Genomic DNA, 712 nt, shown 5'->3' on the forward strand with positions numbered 1-712 from the left:
GCTGGCGAATGGCACTGTGTTGCTTTACCGCCAACCTTTGACGAAACCACCATCCGTGCACTATGCCTTGCAACCACCGATTTTCTTGCGCCACTGAATTTTTGATTCTTTCAATTACCGCCAACTTTTAACGAAACCACCATCATTGCACCCTGCCTTGCGACCACCGAAATTCTTGTGCCACGGAGTCTATTTTTTGCTTTTTTGGCATATAACGCCTAGCACATGGGCGGAGTACTTTGGCGGGGCTTTTTGCGTGTCTTTGCAAAAAACGCGACACAGTACGGAGTCCTATGGTGCTGCTCGTTAGGTACATTTTAACCACCTTGACTTCATTAATTTAATAACACCAAAAAAGGAAACCAAACCAACCAAGGTGATGATAATACCCCACAGGATACTGATTTGAGGCTCCCTTTCAAAGAAGCTGTTTATTATGGCTGAGATACCAATCCCAACGACACCTAATAGACAAAAACAGACTACAGAAAGGAAATAATTTATAGCTGTTTTCCATTTTGGAGTCTCGGAAAGGTATGTGGCATACGATAAAACGGAAACCGATACTGAGAGCATAATTACTATTCTAAGAGGCATTTCACCGTTTGATGTAGCCTCAATAGGTATTTGAAACACAGACAACGCAACTACAAAAATCGAGAAATATACTCCAAGAGTTAAGGCTAGTTGTGCCCATTGATTATTGGCATTC

At 42.3% G+C, this 712-nt stretch carries 1 protein-coding gene; it reads right to left on the bottom strand.

Going from position 1 to position 712, the window contains the following annotated elements:
• Nucleotides 1-306: 306 nt before the first annotated feature.
• Nucleotides 307-712: hypothetical protein (locus tag A3729_RS33720; RefSeq protein ID WP_231877290.1), on the bottom strand; the 406-nt coding region annotated here is incomplete at its 5' end.

This window comes from Oleiphilus sp. HI0043 (assembly GCF_001634935.1).